Raw genomic sequence first — 531 nt, forward strand, 5'->3', positions numbered from 1 at the left:
CTGCTCCACACCCGCGCGAACAGAATACCGCCGTTGAGCGGCAACGACGCGCCCGAATAGGCCAGCGCCGATCCAGCATAGATCACACTCGCCGACAGGCTCGTCGCGACTTCGCCCGTCAGCGCGATCAATAGCGCCGACATCGCGGCGGTGGCGGTGAACAGCAGCACTCCGCCAACCGCCACCAAGACGATCTCGCCGCCGAAGCGATACCCCTGCCCCAGCGTCAGCCACAACAGCCACAGGCACAGCCACAGAGTGCCGATCACGACATGCGGCAGGAAACGCCCGACCTGCGCCGCCGCAGGACTGCCGACCCTCCGCGCCCACACGGCCAGCGATCCGTCCTCCAATTCCCGCCCCAGCGATGCCGCCGTCGTCACCGCGATCAGCAGATGCAGCAGCGCCGGGCCGATCAGCAGCCCGAGATACCATTCCAGGCTCGCGCCGGGATTGCCGAGCACGGTCACCTCAACCCCCGGCGGCGGCGCGTGGAGCAAGGCGGCCCCACTCAAACCGGACTGCGCAAGC

The 531-nt window shown here is 68.5% G+C and carries 1 protein-coding gene; it reads right to left on the bottom strand.

The window, feature by feature from the left end:
- Window positions 1–470: hypothetical protein (locus AACY52_RS29935; RefSeq protein WP_339561321.1), on the bottom strand; the 470-nt coding region annotated here is incomplete at its 3' end.
- Window positions 471–531: the final 61 nt, after the last annotated feature.

Source organism: Pseudomonas sp. EA_65y_Pfl1_P113, from assembly GCF_963970525.1.
Classification (GTDB): Bacteria; Pseudomonadota; Gammaproteobacteria; order Pseudomonadales; family Pseudomonadaceae; genus Aquipseudomonas; species Aquipseudomonas tritici.